The following is a 24,945-nucleotide window of genomic DNA, read 5'->3' on the forward strand; positions in this document are numbered from 1 at the left end:
GACAGAACCAAAATTAGTCAGAGTTGGTCTGATTACATTACTGGCAGTAATTTTACTACTAACCATCGGAATTTCTTGTGACTTACACTTTAGTCCATATGTCGAATAAAAAATCCGAACAATCGCGTCCAGCCAACCCCACTCCGCCCGGCACTTCGGCTGCGGAGCAGCCTCGGGTGCCCGGCTCCGGGGGTGGCTGACGCGGGGACGTTCGGAATACAAATATGTCTGATGTCACCTCATTATGCGGGCCAGTAGAGAAATTCGGAGAAGTTTTGATGCTGCGTATTCCACTTGATGCGGGCGGAGACAAGCTTGCAGATTGCTCCAAAGGAATCAGCGAGATTCAGGATGGCTTTCTTTGTATCGAGATCAAGGATTGGCTAGCCCAGAAACTGAGCATTATTGAGGGAAGTTTTGTTACTGTTGATAATGCGGATGGAAAATTCAACATCCGGCTAGAAACCGAAGAATGAAAAAAACCGAACCAGACCGTTGAGCCAACGCGCGAGACGCGCGTGGCACACGGTTGACGTTCGGTGAAAAAATATGCCTCGGCCCGTTCCTCAAAAAATTCTGAAATGCATGCTTCGCCTCATGAGCGCGATCGCTGACATGGAGGAAAGTCGACAGGCATATCAAAGTTTCAAGCAGTCCCCTTCTCTTTTGCAACACTATTTCTTTGAATCCATGGTGATTGCGTATTATAGACCTTTTACGCAGAACCACGGGGTTGGCTGTATCTTGGCTAACTTTCCCAACTACCCGGACTATTCAGATCCTGAAATGAATGCGAGACACCTACGTATGCAGGATCTCCGCAACAAATTTGTGGCTCACAGCAGTATCGAAGGAACCCGAGTATTTATCGTTCCCCCTGGAGTATTACACCCTGTGAAACAGTCAACGTCATCCAATTTTGACTATGCCGTTATGCGACGCTATTTTCCTCGTCCTGATTTAGCAGATTGGTTATTTGAGGTTTGTGGCGCGTTCAGACTCCGTTTAGAAGCCGAGCTGACTGCACTTCTAGATAGATATGGCCCAAGGATTGCGTCCTACTCTCAGGTCACAGAATTATTGGCTCCAGAAAGTCCATTTGAGTGGTCAAAAAATGAAGAGGCCGAACCATGTCATTGACCCAACGCGCTTCGCGCGTTGGTCATGACGGACGTTGGATAAAAGATTTTCTTTAGATTCGTTCACAATGTGTTACCAAGGTTTCCTATGCTTACAGACTTAGAAAAATTTCTTCTTAGAAATAATCGCGATCTATTTGAAGTGGCTGGCTCATTGATGTGGGATACAGCCTGTCTATATGAGTTCATTTCAACTCTTCCCCAGTTGCCCCCAAATGTTCAGAGGGAATACAAAAAGATTTCTGAAGAACGAAAGGCACATTCACAACTTTGGAAAGCTCGCGTCCAACCAATTGAACAGATTCTAGACAGCTAACGACCCGGCTGAACTGATCTTCGGAAAAAAACGAAGCAAAAATCCAACAATCGCATGCAGCCAACCCGCGCAACGCGGGCGGCTGATGCGGGGACGTTCGATAAAGTTATGATTGACCTAATCTTTGATGTCTACCAGCAAGGCCGAATAAATGCGGCAGACTCCCAAGCTAGAAAAGCATCGGAAAAATTTCCGATTTCCGGAGCGAATTGCAGCAGATTACCTTTCGTCTAGACCGATTGACATTGGCCAGCCAAGCCATGTGGGAGCTTATTCGGGAGCAGACACAATTAACCGACGCAGATATCAGGAAAAGAGTGGAACAGATCGACATGAGAGATGGCATAAAAGATGGGAAAATATCGGCCGTGGTCCTCACTTGTCCAACATGTGGCAAACCTATTAGCTCTAAACGCCCTGTCTGTATTTACTGCGGGGAGCGAAATGGAAAACATCGGGTGTTTGATATCACATAAAAGAATCGAACAATCGCATCCAGCCAACGCGCTGACGCGCGCGGCTGATGCGTGACGTTGATATGGCTGCATTTGTCAAGGGTCAACACACTTCCAGCTTTCCGTTTTTTTTTCGGTTTCATGTTGGTTTACGAGGGAGAACAGAAGCGAGCAGACCGCGTGGTTTACGATGGTGGATGCTGCTGATATTCGCGGGTTGGTGCCGCCGTTATGATGTCATCGTGGCCATTCCAAACACACGATAAAAATCGAAATCTTTGTCGCTGGCGTGTGGAAACACGCAGCTGAACCCAAAATGCTCCGGCTATTTCAGTTGTCTTTTTCAAGTGTCCAGTGAAGGTCCTTTGAAGGGACGGGCACCCACCTCACCATCGGCGAAGCGCACCCGGAGTGTCTCCAGGGCTCGGGCCCGCTTGGCCTCACGCACGATCGCCCCTTTTTCATCCAGGACCATGGTATAACCTCGCCGCAGGGTGGCCTCCGGTGAAAGCAGGCGCAATTGGTGCTCACGTGAGGCAAGAACCTCCCGCCAGCGCGCAATTTTCTGCAGCGGATCGAGGACCTGCCAGGTTTGCCGCAAGCCGGCCAGCCGGCCGCTCCGCTGCCGGTGCTGGGTCAGGAGCGCCGTGCGCAGCCGGTCGCGGTGTTCGTCCATCCGCTGCGACCACTGGTGGACCAGGCGGACGGGTTCGCGGAAGACGTAATGGTTGCGGAAGGCGTCCAAGCGTGTGTGTTCATCGTCCAGGCGTTGCTGCAGGGCGCGGTCCATCCCTTCCCGCAGGTCGGCCAGGTCGTCGAACCAGTCGGCATCGGCTCGGGACAGCAATTCCGCGGCGGCCGAGGGTGTGGGGGCCCGTAGATCGGCGACGAAGTCGCAGATGGTGAAGTCGGTTTCGTGTCCGACCCCGGAAATGACCGGCACCGGGCAGGCGGCCACGGCCCGTGCCAGTGCTTCCTCGTTGAATTCCCAGAGGTCCTCCAGGCTGCCTCCTCCGCGGGCCACCACCGCAATGTCGGCCCGTGCCGCACGCCCGATGGCTTCGAGGGCATCGATGATTTCCCGGTGGGCCCCCTCCCCCTGCACCCGCACACCGTAAACCTGGATGCGGATGCGTGGGCAGCGTCGTTGGAGGACGTTGATGAAATCCCGCACCGCCGCGCCGGACGCGGAGGTGACGATGGCCACGGTGCGGGGGAACTCCGGCAGGGGGCGCTTGCGTGCTTCCTCGAAGAGTCCCTCCTCCCGAAGCTTGAGTTTCAGAGCCTCGAAGCGTTCCTGAAGGCTGCCGCGTCCCACGGGTTGCAGGCTGGTGACCCGGATTTGGTACTCCCCCCGGGGCACATAGACGGTGATCTCGCCACCGGCCACCACTTGGTCGCCGTCCTTGGGTTGGAATCGCAGGCTGCGGGCATCCCCACGGAAGAACACGGCCCGGATCTGGGATTGGGCGTCTTTGAGGGTGAAATACATGTGCCCGGAGGGCTGGCGACGGAGGTTGGATATCTCCCCCTGGACGCGGACGGTCCCGATGCCGGATTCGAGCAGGGCGCGGACGGATTCGGTCAGCTCACTGACGCTGACCGGCCCGGGCTTTGTCTCAAAGAGTTCGTCAGGCATCACGTTTCTGTGCGGGGGCGGGTCTCGCCAGGGTTCGATCTGATCGGTGGGAAGGGACTGCCGCTCTACAATAAAAAGGACGGTTTCAGCAGGCCATGCCGGAAGGGCCGGGCACCGGGGTGGGGATCTGGAAACGCTCGATCCGCCGGGCCTGGCCGCTGGCGTCGTCAATCTCGATGAAGACCCCGTCGGCCTGGCACTGGCCGGAGGTGACGGTCATGCGCACGGGCATGAGTGTGCGCGAGCGTTCCAGGATCGGTCCCTTGTCGCGGCCGATGACCCCGTCATGGCCGCCGCAGAATCCGGCGTCGGTCAGGTAGGCGGTCCCTCCGGGAAGGATCTTCTCGTCGGCCGTCTGGACATGGGTGTGGGTACCGACGACGGCCGAGACTTTCCCATCGACGGCATGACCGAAGGCGATCTTCTCGGAGGTGGTTTCGGCGTGGAAATCGATGAAGATGCAGTGGGTTTCGCCGTAAATGTCGGCCAGGAGGTCATCGATGCCTAGGAATGGGTTGTCCGCGTGGACGGGCATGAAGGTGCGGCCGAGGGCGTTGACGACGGCCAGTTTTTTTCCGTTGCCCGAGACGACGACGAAGCCCCGACCGGGGACGCCGTCCGGGAGGTTGAACGGGCGGATGAGGCGGGGTTCTTCCTCGAAGAAGGGGTAGATCTCCCGCTGGTCCCAGCAGTGGTCGCCGAGGGTGATGACATCGACCTTGGCCCGCATGATTTCGTAGGCCAGGCGCGGGGTGATGCCGTGGCCACCGGCGGAGTTCTCCCCGTTCACGATGACAAAATCCGGCTGGAACCGTTCCTTGAGAATGGGGACGGCCTGGCGCACGGCCTCACGACCGGGCTCGCCGACGACATCCCCCAGAAAAACGACGCGCATCGGAAGACGATAACCGGCGGGTGCGGGCTGCCCAGAGGATTTTGTGAAAAAAGGGGCCGGAGCTCCTATTGGCCGGTGCCGCGGAGGATGCCGGCGGGCTCGATGCGCGAGGCCCGGCGGGCCGGGATGTAAGCAGCGAGGGTGACCGAGACCAACGCGAGCACGGCAGCCATGAGATAATGGTCCATGGACCATTCGACCAGGAAGTAGCGGGTGCGCATGATGCCGGTGATGTTCACGGGAATCTTGGATATGCCGTAGGTCATGCAGGCGCCGAAAATCCATCCACCGACGATCCCCACCACCGCGACCCAGACCCCCTGCCAAAGGAAGATCATGGTGATGTCATTTTTACGAAAACCCATCGAACGAAGGATGGCGATTTCCTTGGACCTCTGCATGACGGAAATGGAGAGGACGTTGTAGATGCCGAAGCCGGAAAGAAGGATGACCATCGAAACCACCAAACCGGCGGATATGCGGAGGAGCTTGAAGATCTGCAGATTGCCCCTCTGCCTTTCCTGCCAGGAGGCGGCGCTGTGGGACAACAAATCCTCGAATGCCTCGGCCAGAGCCCCGGCCCGCATGGGGTCGCGAAGTTTCACATACATCAACGAAGTGTAGTACGGCTTGCGGAGAAGCGTCTGGGCCGAGCGCATGTGTACGAAGACATTGCGCGTGTCCATCATCCAAACGCCGGTCTCATAAATGGCATCAATGCGGTAGCGGCGGCTGGAGTGGTCCGAACCGGACAAGTAAACGTTCTGGCCGACCGAGAGGCGGAGGCGCTCGGCCAAAACCGATCCGACGCAGATTCCGGAGGGGTTGGCGCGGAAGTCATCCAGTGAACCCTTGATGATCTGGTTGCGGAATTCCGTGGTGCGGAGGTGGAGTTCGAGATCCACCCCGCGGAGGAGGACCACGTCCGAGGCAAATCCCGAACGGAGGATGGCATTGCCCTCGACAACGGGCGAACAGCCGACGACATCCGGGATATGGCTGAGCACGTCGATGATGTGATAGGCATCGGCAATGCCGGGATAGTATTTACGCTGCTGCTGGCTGGAAACCATGACCTGCTTGTTCGAATCCCCGGCGAGGATGCGGCTGTTGTAACTCTGGAAGCGGTCGGTGATGACCACGCTGCCCTCGCAACCCAGGAGGGTTTTGATGAAAAAAGCCTCGAATCCCTGTGCCTGGGCGAGGGCGGCGATGAACAATCCCACACCGACGGCCACGCCCAGAACGGTCATGCCCATGGAGCGCTTGTGGGCCCAGAGAAAGCCGGCGGCGATGTGGTAGGAAGAGGTGTTCACGGTCCGGCGAAGGTCAATTGTCCTTGACCACCACGGAACGAACGCGCACCCCTTCGGGATAGAGGTCATGGTTGGACAGGATGACGCGGTCACCCTCGTCCAAGCCCTGCAGGATCTCGGTCTTTTCCATGGTGCGGAAACCGGATTTCACCACCACCTGGCCGACAACGCCGTTCTTGATCCGGTAGACGATGTTGCCCTTGCGGATGGCACGGGTCGGGATGGTCAGGACATTGTTGTGTTCGCTGATGATGATATTCATCTCGCCCGTCATGCCCGGAAGGAGGATATCGGGCGGATCTTCCAGGCTGAAGACCACGCGGTAGGATTGATTTTCCGCCTGGGGAAGGATTTCCTTGAGCACCCCCGTCAGGTCGCGGTCGCGGTGGGAATAGAGGCGGATCTTGGCTTTCAGTCCGGGGCGCAGGTAACCGACGTCCTCCTCGTTGATCTGGGCGACGATCTGGTTGTCGGAACTGCCGATGCGGCAAAGTTCGGCCTGTGGGGGGACGAATTCACCGAGGTGGCAGTAAATGTTCAGCACCACGCCATCGAGCGGAGAAATGACCTGCATTTGATCCAATTTGGAACGGGTCTGATCGGTGGCACGGGTCAGGTTCTCCACCTCCATGTCGAGGTTCATCTGCTCCTTTTGGACGATCTCTCGCAGGCTGGTCAGTTCGTTGACCGCCTTTTCATATTCAATCGGCGCGATGTTGCCGGCATCGAGGAGTTTTTTCAACTTCTCCACCTCGATTTCCTTGTTGCGCAGTGCCGCGTTGGAGGCAGGCCCCATCTTCAGCCGGGCCTTGGCGTTATCAAGGGCCGACTGGTTGGCCTCGAACTGGCGCTGGAAGCTGTCGTCGGAAATCTGGGCCAGGACATCGCCGTTCTTGACCTTGCGACCCTCCTTGATGTTGAGCTGGGTGACCTGGCCGTATTGGCGGGTGCGGACGATCAACTGATTGACGGGCTCGACATTGACCGTTCCGTAAACCCCGGCCACCGCGGTGCCACGCCGGACCACGGCGATTTCGGCAAATTCGACGCTGTTGCGGTTGTAGAGAAAAAAGCCGAGTCCGGCCAGGGCGAGAATGACCGCCGCACCCGCCTGGTATCTCCGGGCGTTGCCTCCCTTCCAGAAACGGAGGGCGAAGGTACGGACGGCCTGGAGGGAGGACATGAGGAGGGCGATAGGAGATGCTTTCATGGGCATTGGAGGGAAGAAGACATGGGTTCAAGGACTGTCAAAGGCGGCCACCCGACCCAAGCTATGGGCGAGCGCGGCCGCATAAAGACTAATTTTGGTGCGTGCCTGGAGTTCGCGCAGTCGTGTGGCCAGCAATTCATCCTCGAGGAGACAACGGGAGAGGTACGTGATTTTTTTCTGCGACAGGTCCTGATCGCCCATGGCGCGGATGTCCTCGGGACGGGGCTGGGCGGCCAGGGTTTCGAGCGTGACCCGGGCGGTCCGGACGCCCTCGACCGAGAGGGCGATTTCCGCCGGGATGGCTTTTTCCATGGCCGCCAGTGCGGTGGCGCGGTCGACAAGGTCCGCCCGGGCGACATTTTTCTGTCCCTCGGAAATGCCCCCGTCGAAGAACATCCAGGACAGGCGCAGTTGGAAAGCGGATTGGGAATCGCCATCGCGGCGCTGGATGTTGGGCTCATTGTCGTTGCGCTGCGGATCGAAATTGCCCAAGCCGGAGGAGAAGGCCTGGAAGGCCGAAACATTGGACGCAGACAGCACCGGGAAGAGAGGCCGGGTGGAAAGCTGGAGACGGGCCTCGTCGGCTTTTTTCATGCCTTTCAACATCAAGTAGTCCGGCCGGTTCTCCATCGCTTCACGAACCAATGTCGCCACATCGAGTTCGGGCAGGGCCTCATTGCCCACCCCCCCCTCGAGCAGGCTGCCGGGCTCGAAGGCAGCCCCCAGGACGCGCTCCAATTGCTTGATGGCGGCCGCCTGGTCGGCCCCAGCCTGCACTTCAGCATCGCGGGCGAGTGAGCGTCGGACCTCAAGCCGCTGCAGGTCCGACTTGCGGATACGTCCGGCCTCAAAGAGGGAATTGCCATCCGTGATCGCCTTGCCGCAAATGACGGTCTGGGCCGCACGCAGGCGGGAGACTTCCGAGGCGGCCAGAACCTGGATGTAAGCCAGGCGGGTTTGGTACACCGCTTCCACCAACGTTGCGCGGAAATTGGCCTCGGCCTGGCCCTGCGAAAGACGGGCCAACTGGAGTTGTGGTGCCTGGGCCCGGTCGTAAAGGGTTTGCTCGATCTTGAAATAGGCGATGGCCGGGAAGGTCAGTGCCTGCGCCTGGAGGGTGGGATAAAGGATGGCGCGCAGGCCGATGGCCCGTCCCTCGGCATTCAGATACCCGGTAGATGCCGCGCGGACCTCGGGATTGTTCTGAAGCATCCGCTCCAGGCAGGCCTTCCAATCCAAGCGCACTTCTTGCGACCAAAGGGCGTTGCCGCCCCAGATCAAACCAAAGGCCAGGATAAGCCATTTGCGCCAGCTGCGGATCCTGATCATGGCGACGGTGCGGGCACTGGGGTGTCTTCCGCGGGGCTTTTCGGGGTCCGCGCGGCGGGGTCGTCCTGGAACTGAAGGGAAACGGCGTATTGCAGGTCGGACAACGCGTTCATGTAGCGCTGACGGGCCCGGACCGATTCCAAGCGCGCGGTCGACAAATCGAGGGTGGCCTGAAGCACGTCCAGCAACGTGGCATAACCGGCATCCAGTGAATTGCGGGAAAGTTTGACCGATTCCTCGGCGGTCAGGATGTTGCCCTTTTGGATCACGACCGACTCGCCAGCGGTCCGCAACCGGGCATAGGCGTCCCGGACTTCGCTCTGTACTTGGAGGGTGGTTTTGTCCAAGGAGACCCTGCGTCCCTGGAGGGCGGCTTCGGCCGAGATCGCCTTGCCCTTGCCGCTGAAGCCGTCGAAGATATTCCAAGTGCCGAGGAGTCCGAACGCGCCCGCACTGACATGGTCCCCCAATCCCGAGCCATTCTGGTCGCGACGGAGTTCGTAGCCTGCGAAGGCGTCGATGTTCGGGAGGTTGGCGGCCTTTTCCACTTTGACCTGGCGCTGGGATTTTTCGATCTCATGCCGCAGGACCTCAAGTTCCGGACGCCGGGAAAGCGCCATGGCCACCAGTTGATCCTCGGACTCCGTCACCTGGGGGCAATCCATGGCTTCCTTAAGAAGGAAAGGCGGACGGCTGGCACCGTCCCCGGGCCATTCGATTTGCAACAATTGGGACAATCGGACGCGCGAGGACAAGAGTTCGGACTGGGCCTCCAGCAGCAAGACCTGCTGGTTGGAAAGGCTGACCTGGGTGCGCAGGACGTTGAAGCGCGTGGTTTTGCCGGCATCGAAGTATTGTTTTTGACGCTGCAATTCATCGGCCAGCAGGGCCACCGTCTTCTTGCGTGCTTCAATGAGCGCTTCCTGCACCACGGCTTCGTAGACCGCGTGTTGGATGTCGCGCAACACCCGGTTGGTCACTGAGCGCATCTGGGCCAGGGCGGCGGCGTTCTCCAACTTGGAAATGGCGATTTTCTGACGGTTGGCCCCCCCCGAATACAGGCTCTGGGTGGCCATCACGGAAACCGTCCAATACTCCCGGAACTTCTGGCGCTCGGCGGAGTCCCCGTTGGCAAAGAGGTCATCGTTGCGTTCTTCAGCCCTGCCGTTGAGGGTCAATTTGGGATAAACGAGCGATTTGGCGGTGATGACCAACCCCTGGCTGCGTTCGATGTCCTGTTCCGCCCGGAGAATATCGGTATTCCGGGACAGCCCGAGTTCGAGGCAATCCTTCAGGGTATAGACCACCGTGGCGCCATTTTTGGTGGGAAGTTGCGGGATAGCCTGAAGTTGGGCCGCCAAAGGGAAGAACAGGGCAAAAACAACCCAGTTGAAGCGCTTTGCCCAAAAAAATGCTGGTCGAAGGGATAAAGACATGGCGATATTGTTGCGAATATGGCCCATCAGTAGTGTGCCAGCCAAGGATTTAATCACTACCCGACTTCTTCGCCTCCCTACCGAACGGCCCTATGCACGCACCCCAATCCCAATCCGTTGAGGGAAAACCCCTCTTGAATCGGTTCCGGGATGATCCTGACAGCCTATACCTGAGGCATTACCAGCCCTACTACCATGTGGTCGAACAGACTTCCGGTTCCGAAGTCGTGTCGAACGGCCGCAAAATGGTGATGATGTGCAGCAATGAATACCTCGGCCTGAGCCAGCACCCGCTTGTGGTCGAGTCCGCCACCCAGGCGCTGAAAACCTGGGGCACCAGTCCCTGCGGCTCCCGACTGGCCAACGGCACGCGCAGCTACCACATCGAGTTGGAGGAAGAACTGGCCGACTTCCTCGGCACCGAAGCCTGCCATGTGACTTCCGCCGGCTATCTGGCCTGCATGGCCTCGATCAGCACCCTGGTTCATCACGGCGATTCCCTTTTTGTGGACAAGAGCATCCATTCCTCGCTCGTGGACGGCAGCCTGCTGAGCCGGGCCCATCTGCGGCGGTTCCGCCACGAAAATTTGCCCGAATTGGAACAGATGTTGGCCGCCGCCCCCCCCTCGCGCGCCAAGGCCATTGTCGTCGATGGCGTCTATTCCATCGAGGGACACATCGCTTCCCTCCCCCACATCACACGCCTGGGCAACCTGTTCCAGGCCCTGGTCATCGTCGACGACGCACACGGACTCGGCGTGCTCGGGCACGAAGGCCGGGGAACGGTCAATCATTACGGGCTGGGGGCCGAGGTCGATGTCCAGGTGGGGAGCTTCTCCAAATCCCTCGCCAGCACCGGGGGGTTCATCGCGGCCAGCCGCGACACCATCAGTTACCTACGCACCCACTGCCGCCAAATCATTTTCAGTGCCGCCCTGCCCCCGGCCCAGTCCGCCGCCGCCTTGACATCCCTCCGCATCCTCCGCAGCGAGCCCGGCCACCTCGCAAAAATGAAGGACAACTGCCACTATTACCGCCAGGGGCTCGAGTCCCTCGGCATCGATTTTTGGCAGAGCGCCACGGCCGGCTTCCCGATCGTCATCGGTTCGCGCGAACGCTGCTACCGTGTCTGGCACAGCCTTTGGGAACAGGGGTTCTTCACCGTGATGGTCACCAGTCCGGGGGTGGCCGCCGGCCGGGACCTGATCCGCACCGCCATGACCGCCCAGCACAGCCGCGACCAGATCGACCGATTCCTCGCCGCCCTCGCCCGGGCCCTCGAGACGGTCCGCGATGCCGAACCCGCCGCCACGGCAGAGCCAGCCCAGATTCCAGGTTAACCGTCGAACCACTTCTTTATGTCATCCTCCGCCATCATGTCCCTGACCGCCGAACAAGAACAGGTTCTCCGGGAATCCTTCAAGCGCCACTCACCCGAAACAGTCGAATCCATCATCCGCTTCCGCAAAGAAGGTGATGCCTCCGGGGTGGTGACCGCCATCCACGGGATCATTGAAAAGTACATCACGGTCGAGGAACGCAAGAATCTGTCCGAATGCCCGGATTCCGCCCGCCTGATTGAGGATCTCGGGATCGACTCGCTCACCATGTTGGAAATCGTCATGTCGGTCGAAGAAGCCTTCAATTTCCGCATCGACGACAATGATGCGCGCAACATCCGCACCATCGGTGATGTGCGCCGCTACGTCGATGACCGCGTGCACAACCGTCCGACCCAACTGGCCGAAACCCGCATCTTCACCCGGGAGGATATCCTCGGTCATCTGCCCCAGCAGGATCCTTTCTTTTTCCTGGACAGCGCCGAGACACGCGGAGAAACCGTGCGGGCGAAGTACCTCTTCCGTGGCGACGAGTTTTTCTTCAAAGGCCATTTCAAAACCCGTCCCGTGGTGCCCGCCTCGATTGTCAGTGAGGCGGTGGGGCAGGCGGCCTCGCTCTGGCTGCACCAGAACGCCCAAGCCCGCCTCAACCCCGGGGAAAAACTCCTGAGTGAATTCCTCTTTGTCTCCATGGAAGGCACGCGTTTCAGCCACCTTTGCGTTCCCGGCGATGAAATCCTGATCGATTTCCGTTTGACCCGGTTCCGGGCCCCTCTGGCCGTTTTCCAAGGCACGGTCCATCTCAAGTCGGAGGTGGTGGCTCGCTACGATGCCCTCACCCTCGCCTTTGCCGAGTTTCCGGAACCCGCCGCTTCCGTCGTCCCCCAAGCCACCTGACCGCGGTACCCGGCATGCCCCACCCACGCGTCCTGATCACCGGTACCGGCTTTGTCACCAGCATCGGGAACGACCGCGCCTCGGTCACCGACAGCCTGCGCCATGCCCGCCACGGGATCGAGGTCTTTCCCGAACTGCCCCAGGATGTCGGAATCTGCGGACTGGCCGGCACCCTCAAGGGTTTCTCATTTTCGGGAGCACGATGTGAGGATTGGACATTGCCACCCGGCCTGGTGATCGACCGCAATCATCTGCGCTCCATGAGCCCCCATGTCGTGTGCGCGTGCCACGCCATGGACCAGGCCATCGCCGAATCGGGATTGACCGCGGATCAGGTCAGCCATCCACGCACCGGGGCCATGTGTGCCTCCGGCGGATCCATGTCGACGGTCTACGAAAACCTGCAGGTCATGGAGACCAGGGGCGTGCACCGCTGCTACCCGTTGGCACTGCCGGCCGGGATTCCCGGGACACTGAATTCCAATCTGGCCGCCAAATACAAGCTCAAGGGCGCCGTGCTGGGCTTCGCCAGTGCCTGTGCCTCGTCCGCCCATGCCCTCGGTTATGCCTACGACCAGATCATGCTGGGCAGGCAGGATATCGTGTTTGTCGTCGGGGCCGAGGACTGCAACCGGACCAGCATCCTACCCTTTGCCGCAGTGCGGGCCCTCAGCACCAGGAACGATCCCCAGACAGTCCCATGTCCCTTTGATGCCCAGCGCGATGGATTTGTCGCCACCGGCGGGGCGACGGTGTTGGTTCTTGAATCTGAGACCTCCGCCCAGAAACGTGGGGCCAAGCCGCTGGCGGAAGTTTTGGGATGGGGCGAGGCTGCCGACGGTTTCAACGTCATGGCCCCGGAACCCCATGGTGAGGGATTGGGCCGCGCGATGAACAACGCATTGCAATCCGCCGGACTGGACACAAACGGGATCGACTACCTCAACGCCCACGCCACCGGCACCACCGTGGGCGACACGGCGGAAATCCGCGCCATCCAACGGGTTTTCACCACCGGCAGGCTTCCCTGGATCAGCAGCACCAAAGCCCTGACCGGACACGGGCTCTGCCTCGCGGGCGCAATGGAAGCGGCCTTTTGTGTTTTATCCCTGAAAGAAGGCTTCATGCCGGTTTCAGCCAAAATTTCGCGGCTCGATCCCGAGTTCGAGGGAGTACCCATCCTGACCAAGCCGGTTGACGCGGCGCCGCACACGGCGATGACCAATTCCAGCGGATTTGGCGGCAGTAATGTTTCGGTTATTCTCCGCAAGTGGCAGGCCACGGCCTGATGCGCTACCCCTATACAGGGTTATCAATCCAAGACGAGACGCAGGGCCTTTTCCGGGGTGGTGGCATCGCGACAAGCCGCCATCCGCGTTTTGAGTCTTGTAAAAGACGCGGGATCATCCATCCATCCCTTGACGGTCAATGCCAATCCATCCGGTGAAGACAACCGGAAGCCGATCTCCCTTTTTTGGAAATAACGCCATGTCGGCATTTCCTGCGGCATGATGCCACCCATGGTGTTGAAAATGACCGGGCAGCCGCTCAAGAGCGCTTCCCCTGCGGTGGTCGCACCGGCGCGCGCCACCACTGCGGAACATGCCTGCAACAACCGGGGCATTTGATCGGTGAACGACAGCACCCGCACAGGGAATTGCACCTGCCGTCTCGCCCAGTCCTCCAGCCACACCCGGGCAGCTTCCTGGCGTCCGGCCAAGGCCACCACTTGCACGAACCGGCCGAGCGGCTTGAGCGCGCCCAGCAGATCGGCATGGTTTTGTGCCCCTGCCCCACCCGTCGAAAGCAGCAAGGTGAACCGATCTTTCTCCAACCCCAGCCTTTCGGTCAAGTAGGCGGTTCGTGCCGCTTCTTCCATGGGCGGCGCATAGAAGGCGGCGGGGGCCCAGTGTCCCGAAACCACCGCCCGATCAGCAGGCAGATGGAGCCGGCGAGCCGCCTCCCCGGCCTCGTCCGTGCGGGCGAAAAAGTAATCCGCCCGCGGATTGACCCAATTCCGGCTGAATCCATAGCCTCCTTCAAACTCCGCGCAAAATGTCGCGCATCGCACTGCGGACCCCAAGATGCTGCGGGCGAGCTCGAAGTAGCCCCTGTTCAGGCAGTCGTGCATGCTGATGATGGCATCCGGGGCCACCTCCCGGAACAAACGGGCGCAATAGCCTTCGCCTGGAAAAACCGACCGGGAGTCCAGGTAGCCAGGAAGCTCGAGCAGATTGTAATAAAGGTGGTGGAACCAGGGGGCCCGGCGCTGGATCTGGTTGTAAAAATCCACCCCCAGACGACACAGGGCATGCGAGTCCTCCAGAATGTGTTCGATGCGCACATCCACCGCACTGCCATACATCCGGCCACACCATTCGGCCGCGGCGCCGGCATGGGTGTCGTGACCGGCACCGGTGGCCGATGTCAGGATCAGAAGCCGCTTGGGTCGCGTCTGTCCGCTCATGGCTTCGCGTCCAGTTGGTAATACTTTCGGATGCTGTCGAGCAACCCCGTCCTGGACAGGAACACGGAACCGAGTGGACCGATCACAGCCTGGAAAAAAGAGCCGCAACGCTTCATCGCCGGGGCATCTCCCTTGCGCAGCATGCGCAGGATCAGCTTCGCAACCAATTCGGGCCCCGGTGCCAGGGAGAGCAGGCGGCAGTTTTCGTCCCACGCCCTGCGAATCCAGGGTTGGTAGGGTGACTGGTCTGGTATTGTCTTTCCAGCGACTTCATTGAAAGGCGTCCGGATGTCCCCCGGACGCAAATCAACCACCCGCACCCCGAAAGGGTGGAGTTCCATCCACAAGCCCGCCAGCAACGCGCTCAGGGCCGCCTTGCCCGCACTGTAGTGGGCGAAAAACGGCATCGGCATTTCCCCGGCCAGCGAGCTGATCCCGATGATCCACCCACGCTTCCTCTGACGCAAGTGGGCGGCTGCGAGCCGGAGAAGAGTCAACGGGCCGTCGACCAATACGACCCACTGGCGTTGTGCTGCCGCGGAATCCGTTTCTTCGATCGAACCAAAATGGCCCCAGCCGGCATTTTGGATCACGACATCTATCGAACCCGCCTCCTCCAGGGCCCGTGCCCAGGCCTTTTCCACCGAACCCGGCACCAAGAAATCCATTTCCAGCGGATGGAGGCCCCGGAGTTCGGACAAGTGGCGCAAGTCCCGGGCCGTACCCCAGACCTCATATCCCTCATCCAGCAGTGCGGAGGCAATCGCCCGTCCGATGCCGGAGGACGCCCCAGTCAGGAAAACGTTCGTCTTGATGCCCTCCCGCTTCATATCACATTCCCCTGCCCTTGGAAGGAAGCTCACGGATGGCTGAGGAAACATCCTGCCAATAATCCGGCCAATGGCGGAATGTCCGGGCTTGAATTTCCCGATAAAGCTTGAGGTAGTGCCCCTCATCGGTGAGCAATCGGCCGATCGCCTCCACCATCGAACCCGTGTCACCCGGATTCATCGGCTGGCATCCCCCACCCCGGGCCGCCTCCCCGATGGCTCCCTGATCGGAACACACCACCGGACGTCCATGCCATAGGCTCTCAACGACCGGCAACCCGAACCCCTCATGCAGCGAGGGAAAAACCGTAAACGAGCACGAGGCATACGCCTCGTGCAATTCCCTCTCGGTCACCTGCGAACGCAGTTGCACATCCCTCCCCGCAGCCCGCAGGGAAGCAATCTTGCGGCGTACCTTCCAAACATAACCCGGATAACTGTTGCAGCCGATGAGCCGGAGCCGGAAATCCAAACCTTGGTTCCAGAGTCGTTCACAGGCATCGAGCAGCGCGAGCTGGTTCTTGTAGGCTTGCAGGCGGGCCACCGTAAGGAGACTTTTGGCCGGAAACGCGGGCCGGTGTTCCGGCTGCCTGCCGCCAAATGGCACAGGCCAAAGCGCGGCATGGGTGCGTGTTGGCTTGATGCCCATTTGTTTCCAGTAAAAGTGCAGGTCTTCCTCCGCTTCCCGCGAAACACAGACGACAAGGTCGAAATGGGAGAGGAAACGGATGCCGCGTCTGCACAAAAAACTGTCGATCGCCGATTTGGTGCTTCGCTTGAGAGGAATGGCATCATGGAAAACACCAACCATTTGGGCCGGACAAGCCTCCAACCCGCTGAAAAAAGTCCCGCGGCTGTCCCAGAGCATATCCGGAACCAGGAGAATGTCCCCGCTGCGGAGTTCACGCGGGAAGTCCATGGCCAGCTGTCGATCCCGGTTCAAGTGCCAAATGTCGGTGAGGCTGGGTCCGCCGTAGGCGTCAATCGACTCCCAGCCGCGCGCTTTGCGATCTCCCACTTGTTCGAGGATGGCAAGGTCCTCTTTTGTGAGGGAACGGTAATTCCGCCGGACGGATTGCCAGCAAACCGGGCGGTAGTCGGAGCCTTGGCCAAGCCAGGCATGCAGCCCCCTTTGCATGCGCTTGACCCCGGTGTTCAGCACCGTTTTACAGGAACTGGTCACATCGAGGTAAATCATAGCGCAGACTGACTGGTGAAGTGTTCCAGGAATCAGCCCGCGGGCTGCAACCCCAGTACGGGACCGAGGTCACGCCCGTATTCCTCCCAAGTGCGGAAATGACGTCTGCCTGCTTCCGCGCATAGGGATTGGTAAAAGTCGGGATCACTAAGAAGCTTTTCCATGGCCGCCGCCAGTTGGGACGGATCATTCTGGTCGATCTGTAAGCATCCCCCTCCATCTGAAGCCACCTCTCCGATGGCCCCATTGCGACCACAGATCACCGGACGCCCGTGCCAGAGACTTTCCAAAATGGGCAAACCGAATCCCTCCATCCTGGAGGGGAACACCGTGAACGAGGCCGCCTGGTAGGCCTGGTTCAATTCCTCGTCGCTGATGTGCTTGCGCCAGCGGACCGGGCGACCCTTGGCCGCCAGTTCGTCCACCCGCTGACAGATGCGCCAGGTGTCCGTCACCGAATCCTCGACTCCAATGAGGTCCAGACTGAATTCTATCCCCCGGCTCCAAAGGCTCTCGCAGGCCTCCAACAACACCAGGTGGTTCTTTCGCAGTTTAAGTCGGGCCACGTAGATAAGGTGGCGGGCGGTCTGGTTGGGGCGGTTGTCCGGACGCGGACCCGAAAAAGGAACCGGCCAAACCAGCAACGGAGTGGGCTTGGCCTCCACACCCATTTCCGCCCAATAACGCAGAAGATCGTCGCGCACCTCTTTTGAAATGCAGATCACCTGGTCGAGGCGTCCGAGAGCCGCAACATAGTGCCGGAAAACCGTATCGTTGCTCTCGGCCTGCCCGGGAATGTTGAGCGGCATGGCATCATGGAAGACCGCGACCTTTCGCCCCGGCCAGCTGGCCAGTCTTTTCCAGGAGTAGATGCGCAGATCCCAGCAAAGGTCGGGAATGAAAAGCACATCATTCTTTCCCATGACCGAGGACAGATCAATCAGGCGGGCGCCCCGTGTTGCCGAGTCCCAACAGGATGCCAGCCAGCTTTTCCACTGCCAGCGCCCCGGAACGGCCTGGCCTGACTGGTAGGAGGCGAATGGGTTTTCGAGGAAATCCCTTTCCCGTTTGGAAAGCAGGGCATAGTTCCGGCGGAAGAAATCCCAGCGGACCGGAGTGACCGCGGCACCCATGCCCGAGGCGAGCAAACGATGAAGACCCCTAACAGTCCTCTGGACTCCCATATTGATCGGGGAGGCGGAGGCGCTGGTTACATCCATGTAAATCATGACGCCGGGATACTCAACCGATGGCATTGTGCGGCCCGCTCATGGCTTGATCGTATTTGGCCATGACCACCTCCGGGGTCCCGTCGGCCAGCAATTCCCCGTGTTCGATCCATATGGCCCTGCTGCACAAATCCCTGATGGTTTCGGTGTCGTGTGAAACCATGACGGCGGCCTTTCCGGATTTCAGCCTTTCCCGGACAGCGGCCCCCGACTTGACCCGGAAAGTCCGGTCTCCCACGGACAGCATTTCATCGATCAGGAGCACATCAGGGGCGACTTCCAGTGCCGTGGCAAAACCGAGGCGGGCATGCATCCCGCTCGAATAGGTGTAAATCGGCTGCTCGAAGAAATCGCCCAGTTCGGAAAAATCCTTGATCCGCTCCAAGCTGGCCACCATGTGTTCCTTGGTCGCCCCGAGAATCATGCCGTTGAGTATGGCGTTTTCCCTGCCCGAAAGTGTGGAATGCGAACCCACACCGATGGAAAGCAGGGTGCTGCAAAGCTTGGGTCGTATCCAAATCTTCCCGCGGTCGGGCTCGATGATGCCGGACAACAACCTGAGGAGCGTGCTTTTGCCCGCCCCGTTGCGTCCAATGACACCGAGTGTTTCACCGGCATGCAATTCGAAGGAAATGCTTTTGAGGGCCCAGAAATCGGATCGGGACCCTTTGAAAAAACCCTGGGCTTTGCGGTAGCAAACGCCCGCCTGTTCCAATCGGATGATGCTTTCCATGAGATCAGCGGTGGATGGATTTCACAATGGAGCGGTCGATTTTGCGGTAAATGGAGAACGATCCAACCACGAGGAGCAAACCGAACGCGCAGGCCCATCCCAAGCGGAGAAAATTCGGCCACGAGTCGTGAAGAAGAATGGAGCGGTAGGATTCCACCAAAACCGCCATGGGGTTCAAATAAAGCAAGGAGTGATACTGCACCGGCACCTGGTCGGCCGAGAAGAATATTCCCGACACCAGCATGATCGAACGAAGAACCGCATCGACGGCGAACCTCCCATCCGGGAAATAAGGGATCAGGGCGGCCACAGGGAGACTGAAGCCGAGGATCAGAATCAACTGGGTGACGAAGAGACAGGGAAGGGCGAGATAATGGATATTCGGGGGGTTGCCCGAGAAAAAACACCACAGGAGCAGCAGTCCGAACAAAAACATGAACCGCCAGATACCGGCCAGGATGGAAATAAGGGGTAATACGATTTTGGGAAGGTAAACCAACTTCAGCATCATGCTGGCCTCAAAAATGGACTGGGAGGAACTGACCACGGATGCGCTGAACCATTGCCAAACAATGGTGCCCACGAGAAGGAAAGAGACAGCCCCCACATTCGATTGCTGCATGACCAGGATCAAAATGGCGTAAAACAGTATGGTGTTGACCAAAGGCTCCAAGAACCACCAGACGTAGCCCATGTAATTGATCTGGGCCTCCGCTTTGATTTCAGCGTAGGCCCGGTAAAGGATGATGTTCCAATAACGCTTCCAATCCATGGGACGAAGCAGTCAAATCTATGGGGACCACCGTCCGGGCGCAACGCTTATCGTCGCGCGGAATATACTTGTCCCAGAAGCCATTGCCCCGCATTTTTTCCCGGCATGAACGCATGGTTTTGGCATCCCGACCATGTGGACTCCAAACACATTCCCGGGGTATCGCATTTCTGGAGGCATGTGAGCCTCTGCCTGCCCCTGCAGCGCCTGTATTCGGCGTTTGTCACGATGCTTTTTCGTATGCGCCTAACCGGTGCCGGGCACCTGCCTGTGGATCGCCCTTGTATTTTCATTTCGAATCACGGCTCCCATTACGACGGTTTTTTTCTCTTTGCCGTGCTGCTCCGAATCTGTGACAGGGGGGTGGTGCCGGTGGTCTGGTTCCGCATGCTGGAGTATCCCATCGTCGGACCCATCTTGAGATGCCTGCGCGCCGTCCCGATCAGCCATGAGGCCGATTTCATGAGCCAGCGCTCCATCCATCTGCGTGGCATGATCGAGCAGATCCAAGCGGGACGCCATCTGCTGATTTTGCCTGAAGGACGAAGGGGCGACGTCCTGGGAACATTCCAACCGGGCGCGGGCATTGTCGCCATCCGCACGGGGTCACCCCTGGTTCCCATCACTCTCCGGGGAGTGCAGCCACTGTTCAAGGAGCTGGACCGCCTTCCCAGACTGCGCGGAAATGTGGAAGTCGTCATCCACCCTCCCCTATTCCCGGAAAAAACACCTGATGAGATGGTGTATGCCTCCAAGCTTATGGAACAGGCACGCGCCAGGGTGGCTACCGCGCTGGATTACCCGCGCAAAGAGGACGCCTGACCGTGGCCCCTCAATGAACCATCAAAGCCGATAGTTGAGGAACGGTGCGGGCTCCAGAACCGGTCCGGAACGGACAGCCAGGCGGGGCGGCAGGTCGGCGGCTTCCAATGCCTTGCGCCAGCAAAGCTCCGCGCGAGTATCGAACTCACGGGCAAGGCGGGCATCCACGCGCCCCGCCTGCAAATGATGGGCGATCCCGTTGCGATGATCCGTGACGAACCTGCGGCATTCCTCGTCAATCTCCGACTGGCTGTGGAAGAACCGGCCATGGCGGTTGGCAAAGTATATTTTCGAAAAAAGAATCGGGCCATGATCCACGATTACATCATCCTGGCGCAAATCCGAGGACGCGTTGTGGTGGGTCACCCAAGCCCCCGGCAACTGGCGGATCACAAACCCCGCATCATTGACCCGGAGACAAAGCTCGGTCTCATCGAGGTAGTAGGCGTAATTTTCGTCAAATCCACCCAATTCCGACAACACCGAACGGCGGAACACGGCATTCGTGCCCTGGAGGTAGGGGAATCGGTAACTGCCCGGGTAATTGCGTTCGGAGCAGGCCGCCTTCAACAGCCAATTGCTTCTACCTAGGCGGTCAGAGGAGGCATACTCGTATTGGAAGGATTTGCCTGTCCGGTCGAGCACCTTGCCTCCAGCAGCACCCACACCGGCATGATCAAAGCCCTGCAATACTTGGATCAACCATAATGGGTCCGGCACCGCATCGTCGTCGAGATAGGCAATGAATTCGCCGGCTGCCATCGACCATCCGATGTTGCGGGAGACCGAGAGGTTGGCCAGGTCGGTTTGGGCAACCTTGATCCTGCCCCGCCTGCCCTCCAGAACACCGGCGGTACCGTCCCTGGATGGTCCATTGACCACCACCACTTCGAATTCCGGACCGGTCAGCTGTTCCAGGCCACGGAGGGTTTGCTCGAGCATGGCCGCGCGGTTGAGGGTGCAAATCACCACGCTCACGGCACCCGTTCGGACCTTTGGCCGGGATGGACTTGTACAGGTGCGGGTTCCACGAAGGGCCAATTGGCGCAAATCGTCTCGCATCGCTTCGGGAAGAGCCATCGAGGCAACCAATCTGGCGGTGGGTCCCCTGCGGTGCAGTAACCAGTGCCAGATCCCGGCCAGCGAAACACTGCGCACCGGATGATCCAACCTCAGCCCCTTCAGAGCGAAACCCAACTGCCGGTGGTCATCCGCATTTTGTCCGATCGAGGCGGGAGAACACACCGGGTGGATCGACAAAGCGACACGGTAAAAACCCTCTGCATCCGCGGGGCCCAGTGGCACACTAAGATTTCGAACTGGGCACGGGAAAAAAAATAAAAAGTCCCGGACCTGCCGGCCGTTCACACTGATCTTGATCCGCTTCCAGAGCAGCCTTGGATTGACGAATGCCCGCCCCCGAAGCTTCAGAACGATGGACTGTCCATCGGGGGCGGTCACTTCAAAGAACAACGAGGCCTCAGGTCCATCAGTCCAAGCTCCCCAGGATTCACGGGCGGACCAGCCTGGGCCCAAATAGGGGCCAAACGAATGGGGCGTGCGGAGCTGATAATTCACCTCAGGCACGAGGGGGGCGGCAATCAAAGCAGATTTCTCCCCGGGGTGGGGCGGAACAGCCGGTCCAGAGGAGGCGGATGGGGCAGCAGGCATACCGGTGGCCGATTCCAGTGCCTGCCAGGCCAGGAGGGCGGAGGCAGCCCAGCTGAATTGCGCGGCCCGGGCCAAACCATGGGCCACCAAGCGTTCGCGGAATGCCGGGTCCTGCAAGGCACGCTGCAGCAAGAGACTCAGCGAGGGCACATCGTGGGGATCGAACATGGCATCCGACAGGCCGAGCACCTCCGGGATGCTGGTGGTGTTCGAGCCAATCACGGCCGCGCCGCACGACATGGCTTCCAGCACAGGAAGCCCAAAGCCCTCGTGCCACGAGGGAAAAACAAACAGGCTGGAAAACTGGTAAAAGGCCGCAAGTTCCTCATCCCTGACATAACCGGTGAAGACCACATTGGCGTCTTCCAAACCCAGTTGGGTGGCGAGTTGTTGCAGAGCGGAACGCCGTCTGGATTCGATACCGCACACGACAGCCAATTGGAATTGCTTCCTCAGTTCCGGAGGCAGTGAGGCGTAGGCTCTCAATAGTGTTTCGATGTTTTTCTGGGGACTGTCCCCCCCACAGAACATCACATAGGGCCGGGTGATCCCGAATTTGCCCAAGAGACAGCAGCGCTCCCTTTCCGTATAGGAACGGGGGCGGAAGAGTGCATCGGCAGCACAGGAAATCGAAACCACACGCCCTGGGGGAAGATTCATCTGTTGGATACCTTCGTTGCGCGAAGATTCCGAAATCGCCAAAAAAAGGCCGGCATGCGACAGATGCCCCAGTTTTTCTGCGTACCACGCCCTCAGCAAAGGGCTGTTCAAAAAAATTTGCGGGTGGATGAGGGGCATGAGGTCGTGAAGACTCACCACCTGGAGATAACCAGGGTCCCCTGCCGCCAATGACGTCACGGATTCATCCGCCAATCCCTCAAAGAGACTGCTCAGGAGCACCGCGTCGGGACGGAGCGAGGAAAGGATCTTTTGCCGTTCATTTTCTGCCTGCAACCGCATGCGCGCGCTAGCTGGATGCCTCCAGGCCACGGGTCCTGTGAGATCCATGACCACGATCCGTTCCGGGGAGATCCAAGGCTGCAGTTTGTTTCGCAGCGGTTCGATCGTATCTGGAAAAAGTCCTGAGAGCAGTATCCAAACCTCGTGGCCGCGGGAGTCCGCCGCCAGGGCTTTGGCCAAGGAAACCGACTGTCGACCGATACCCCTCTGGCCGCTCTGCCCCTGGGCAGACTGCAAATCGATCACCAGTTTCATGTCATCGGAATGGTCCGTTTGCCCGGGTTACCGTGGCTCAGGCTGCTGGAAATCGGGGTATTGTCAACATGTGCAAGAGCCGTCATGCGATGCGATTGTGGCTTCTCCATGAAAAAAACCCTTTGAGTTTCAATCAACTCCCACCCATTGGGTCTTGCTGTTTTTGGGCGGATTGGCAGTTGCGCGGGCACCGGGTTATCGTCCATACCCATCGATTCAGGAACGGATCATCAAGGTTCTCCGACGAGGAGTGGCCCGTTGAGCCGCCTGCGTTCAGTGCATGACGCCGTCGCGCATCTCGTAGGTGTGGTCGGAAGATTCGGCGATCTGGGCGTTGTGGGTGACAATCAACATACTCAGGCGCGTCTCATGCGCCAGCTTGCGCATCATGGAAAAAACTTTTTTGGAGTTGGCCGTATCCAGATTGCCGGTGGGTTCGTCGGCCAGGACCACTCGCGGGTTGTTGGCCAGTGAGCGGGCGATGGCCACCCGTTGCTGCTCCCCACCGGACAACTGATGGGGGTGGCGGTGGGTCTTGTCGCCCAGTCCGACCAAGTCCAGCAGATGGGCGGCACGCTTGCGCATCTCCGGTTCATCCAACAGTCCGGCCCGGCGCATCGGGATCATGATGTTTTCCAGCGCGCTGAACTCGCGGAGGAGAAAATGGAACTGGAAGACAAAGCCGATGTGGAGGTTGCGCAGGTTCGACATTTCCTCGTCGTTGAGAGCCGAAGTTTCTCGTTCACCTATCCAAACATTCCCCTCTGAGGGCCGGTCCAGCAGCCCGAGAAGGTAGAGAAGGGTGCTTTTTCCGCAACCGGAAGGCCCCATGACCGAATAGATCTTCCCAGGATAAAGGGTCATGCTGACGTCCTTGAGGACATGCACCCGGCTTTCCCCCTCCCCCAGATAATGATGGAGGCCACGGCAATGCAGGACACTGCTTTCGCCATCAGTTGCCGACTTCTCACCCCCCCCCAATCCCTTCAGTTCGGGAAATTGGATTACCGAGTCGTAGGCATTGGCCAAGGGCATTTCGGAATCGGACATAGGTTTAATGGGATCGTTCGTCTGGCGTGCAACGGACATCATCAGGATGCGACGGCTTGCGTCGAGCAGAAATGCCCGGGGTTGAAACCGGCCCAAGGAATACTCGTTTTGCCGTAGCTCACTTGGAGGCAACCAGACAGACCCATTTGCCGCGTCGCAGGGTGCGTGTCACCCGGTAACCGCCGTGGGCCAGCGCGTTCCGGATGTCCGTTTCCTGCGTGCGCAGAATGCCGGACATGATCAAGAGTCCACCCGGTCTGACCCACCGGAGCATTCTTGGCAGGGCTGCCCGCAGAAGGTCGGCGAAGAGATTGGCCACCACCACATCCGCCTGATGCCGGGGACGGTAAGTGAGCACATCGCCCCGTCTCCATTCCACCTTGGGCACCTGGGGATGACGGGAGGCATTGGCCCGGCACTCCTTCAGGCAAATGGGATCGGCATCGAAGGCCTCGACCCTTGCGCCCAAGAGGGCCGCGGCCAGTGCGAGAATGCCGCTGCCCGTACCAGCATCGATCAAGCGCAGACAGGAGTCGCCGGAACGTTTGCGTCTCCGGATGACCTCCGCCACCTGGCGGAGGCACAATGCGGTGGTGGTGTGTTCTCCTGTGCCAAAGGCCATGCCGGCGGGTATGCGCAGAACCGGAACCCCATCTGGAGCCGGGCCGGATTCGGAGACGACCGCCAGTTGCCTGCCCACCCTGAGGACAAAATTTCTTTTTTGCCGCTGGAGCCAGTCGTTCGGTTGCAAAGCCCGGACAGAGCCGCCCATAGCAGCAAGGAGCGGATGCAAGATGGAGGCTTGTGCCGCGCAAACCGTCAGCAGGGCCCTGCGGGCACCAGGCTTCTCGGTCACCACCGGGGTCAAATCAGGAAATACCGCCAGATCGTCCAGCCAAGCCTCCACCCTTCCAACCGGGATGAACCGGCGCCATTGGTGGACAGTGCCGGTTGTTTTGCGGTCTGGGATCCGGTGTTGGGAGATG

21 protein-coding genes are annotated in these 24,945 nt (G+C 59.3%); 6 read left to right on the top strand and 15 right to left on the bottom strand.

From position 1 onward, the window contains the following. Positions 1 to 224 precede the first annotated feature (224 nt). Together SFU85_00005 and SFU85_00010 are read left to right on the top strand one after the other, a co-directional pair. On the top strand, positions 225 to 476 hold the full coding sequence (locus SFU85_00005) for a hypothetical protein (protein ID MDX6765151.1): 252 nt from the start codon (positions 225 to 227) through the stop codon (positions 474 to 476). 121 nt (positions 477 to 597) lie between these two features. Then, the gene (locus SFU85_00010) at positions 598 to 1,140 is read left to right on the top strand and encodes a hypothetical protein (protein ID MDX6765152.1); all 543 of its coding nucleotides are present in this window, start codon (positions 598 to 600) and stop codon (positions 1,138 to 1,140) included. A 1,113-nt stretch (positions 1,141 to 2,253) separates the two neighbouring features. On the opposite strand, the gene xseA is transcribed toward SFU85_00010, so the two are convergent. From xseA to SFU85_00040, 6 genes are all read right to left on the bottom strand, one after another. Then, on the bottom strand, positions 2,254 to 3,549 hold the full coding sequence (xseA, locus tag SFU85_00015) for an exodeoxyribonuclease VII large subunit (protein MDX6765153.1): 1,296 nt from the start codon (positions 3,547 to 3,549) through the stop codon (positions 2,254 to 2,256). 85 nt (positions 3,550 to 3,634) lie between these two features. Beyond that, on the bottom strand, positions 3,635 to 4,444 hold the full coding sequence (locus SFU85_00020; protein MDX6765154.1) for a TIGR00282 family metallophosphoesterase: 810 nt from the start codon (positions 4,442 to 4,444) through the stop codon (positions 3,635 to 3,637). Positions 4,445 to 4,509: 65 nt separating this feature from the next. Beyond that, positions 4,510 to 5,760 (bottom strand): FtsX-like permease family protein, encoded by a 1,251-nt coding sequence (locus tag SFU85_00025; GenBank protein MDX6765155.1) that lies wholly within the window; start codon positions 5,758 to 5,760, stop codon positions 4,510 to 4,512. A gap of 13 nt (positions 5,761 to 5,773) precedes the next feature. After that, on the bottom strand, positions 5,774 to 6,970 hold the full coding sequence (locus SFU85_00030; protein ID MDX6765156.1) for an efflux RND transporter periplasmic adaptor subunit: 1,197 nt from the start codon (positions 6,968 to 6,970) through the stop codon (positions 5,774 to 5,776). 27 nt (positions 6,971 to 6,997) lie between these two features. Continuing rightward, complete coding sequence (locus tag SFU85_00035) at positions 6,998 to 8,299, bottom strand: TolC family protein (GenBank protein MDX6765157.1); 1,302 nt, start codon at positions 8,297 to 8,299, stop codon at positions 6,998 to 7,000. Next, positions 8,296 to 9,735, bottom strand: a complete 1,440-nt coding sequence (locus tag SFU85_00040) for a TolC family protein (GenBank protein ID MDX6765158.1) — start codon at positions 9,733 to 9,735, stop codon at positions 8,296 to 8,298. The genes SFU85_00035 and SFU85_00040 overlap by 4 nt, the downstream gene beginning before the upstream one ends. Positions 9,736 to 9,869: 134 nt before the next feature. Between SFU85_00040 and SFU85_00045 the strand changes: the two genes are divergently transcribed. Genes SFU85_00045 through SFU85_00055 form a run of 3 tightly spaced genes read left to right on the top strand, consistent with a single transcriptional unit; the run spans position 9,870 to position 13,261 of the window. Continuing rightward, a complete protein-coding gene (locus tag SFU85_00045) occupies positions 9,870 to 11,075 on the top strand; it encodes an aminotransferase class I/II-fold pyridoxal phosphate-dependent enzyme (GenBank protein ID MDX6765159.1) in 1,206 nt (401 codons plus the stop codon). A gap of 36 nt (positions 11,076 to 11,111) precedes the next feature. Then, on the top strand, positions 11,112 to 11,972 hold the full coding sequence (locus SFU85_00050) for a phosphopantetheine-binding protein (protein ID MDX6765160.1): 861 nt from the start codon (positions 11,112 to 11,114) through the stop codon (positions 11,970 to 11,972). A 14-nt stretch (positions 11,973 to 11,986) separates the two neighbouring features. Next, complete coding sequence (locus SFU85_00055; GenBank protein ID MDX6765161.1) at positions 11,987 to 13,261, top strand: beta-ketoacyl-[acyl-carrier-protein] synthase family protein; 1,275 nt, start codon at positions 11,987 to 11,989, stop codon at positions 13,259 to 13,261. A 23-nt stretch (positions 13,262 to 13,284) separates the two neighbouring features. Here SFU85_00055 and SFU85_00060 read toward each other — a convergent pair whose 3' ends face one another. From SFU85_00060 to SFU85_00085, 6 genes are read right to left on the bottom strand one after another with little or no spacing between them, the layout of a single operon-like run. Continuing rightward, complete coding sequence (locus SFU85_00060) at positions 13,285 to 14,439, bottom strand: glycosyltransferase (GenBank protein ID MDX6765162.1); 1,155 nt, start codon at positions 14,437 to 14,439, stop codon at positions 13,285 to 13,287. Continuing rightward, positions 14,436 to 15,269, bottom strand: a complete 834-nt coding sequence (locus SFU85_00065) for an SDR family NAD(P)-dependent oxidoreductase (GenBank protein ID MDX6765163.1) — start codon at positions 15,267 to 15,269, stop codon at positions 14,436 to 14,438. The genes SFU85_00060 and SFU85_00065 overlap by 4 nt, the downstream gene beginning before the upstream one ends. Before the next feature lies 1 nt (position 15,270). Continuing rightward, positions 15,271 to 16,467 (bottom strand): glycosyltransferase, encoded by a 1,197-nt coding sequence (locus tag SFU85_00070; protein MDX6765164.1) that lies wholly within the window; start codon positions 16,465 to 16,467, stop codon positions 15,271 to 15,273. 32 nt (positions 16,468 to 16,499) lie between these two features. Then, a complete protein-coding gene (locus tag SFU85_00075; protein ID MDX6765165.1) occupies positions 16,500 to 17,696 on the bottom strand; it encodes a glycosyltransferase family 1 protein in 1,197 nt (398 codons plus the stop codon). A 13-nt stretch (positions 17,697 to 17,709) separates the two neighbouring features. Continuing rightward, complete coding sequence (locus SFU85_00080) at positions 17,710 to 18,429, bottom strand: ABC transporter ATP-binding protein (protein MDX6765166.1); 720 nt, start codon at positions 18,427 to 18,429, stop codon at positions 17,710 to 17,712. Between the two features lie 4 nt (positions 18,430 to 18,433). Next, entirely contained in the window at positions 18,434 to 19,201 is a 768-nt protein-coding gene (locus SFU85_00085) for an ABC transporter permease (protein ID MDX6765167.1), read from the bottom strand. 105 nt (positions 19,202 to 19,306) lie between these two features. On the opposite strand from SFU85_00085, the gene SFU85_00090 reads away from it, so the two are divergent. After that, positions 19,307 to 20,023: a lysophospholipid acyltransferase family protein gene (locus SFU85_00090; protein ID MDX6765168.1), complete on the top strand. Its 717-nt coding sequence runs from the start codon at positions 19,307 to 19,309 to the stop codon at positions 20,021 to 20,023. A 21-nt stretch (positions 20,024 to 20,044) separates the two neighbouring features. On the opposite strand, the gene SFU85_00095 is transcribed toward SFU85_00090, so the two are convergent. The 3 genes from SFU85_00095 to SFU85_00105 all read right to left on the bottom strand — a co-directional run bounded on the left by SFU85_00095 (position 20,045) and on the right by SFU85_00105 (position 24,866). Beyond that, positions 20,045 to 22,909: a glycosyltransferase gene (locus SFU85_00095; GenBank protein ID MDX6765169.1), complete on the bottom strand. Its 2,865-nt coding sequence runs from the start codon at positions 22,907 to 22,909 to the stop codon at positions 20,045 to 20,047. 273 nt (positions 22,910 to 23,182) lie between these two features. Beyond that, positions 23,183 to 23,959 (bottom strand): ABC transporter ATP-binding protein, encoded by a 777-nt coding sequence (locus SFU85_00100; GenBank protein MDX6765170.1) that lies wholly within the window; start codon positions 23,957 to 23,959, stop codon positions 23,183 to 23,185. 118 nt (positions 23,960 to 24,077) lie between these two features. Continuing rightward, positions 24,078 to 24,866, bottom strand: coding sequence for a 50S ribosomal protein L11 methyltransferase (locus tag SFU85_00105; protein MDX6765171.1), 789 nt, complete (start codon positions 24,864 to 24,866; stop codon positions 24,078 to 24,080). Positions 24,867 to 24,945 lie beyond the last annotated feature (79 nt).

This window comes from Candidatus Methylacidiphilales bacterium (genome assembly GCA_033875315.1).
Lineage (GTDB): Bacteria > Verrucomicrobiota > Verrucomicrobiia > Methylacidiphilales > CAZTYG01 > JANRJG01.